Raw genomic sequence first — 231 nt, 5'->3', positions numbered from 1 at the left:
GCCAAAGTGCCACTGATTGCCTTTCTTGGTCTGATGCATCTCCGGATCGCGTTGCTGCTCTTTGTTCTTGGTCGAGCTGGGTGCCTCAATGATGGTGGCATCGACCAAGGTGCCTCGAGTCATCATGACGCCTGCTTCGGCCAGCCAGCGATTGATGGTCTTGAACAATTGGCGGGCCAGTTGATGCTGCTCCAGCAGGTGGCGGAAATTCATGATGGTGGTGCGGTCCGG

At 56.7% G+C, this 231-nt stretch carries 1 pseudogene; it reads right to left on the bottom strand.

Features of this window, described 5'->3' with window-relative positions:
* Positions 1-231 (bottom strand): annotated as a pseudogene (locus FHC52_RS22630) (IS5/IS1182 family transposase); the annotation flags it as partial.

Source organism: Enterobacter sp. EC_64, from assembly GCF_019584165.1.
GTDB lineage: Bacteria > Pseudomonadota > Gammaproteobacteria > Enterobacterales > Enterobacteriaceae > Enterobacter > Enterobacter roggenkampii.
Note: the sequence above shows the minus strand (reverse complement) of the source record. Positions and strands in the feature narration are given on the sequence as shown.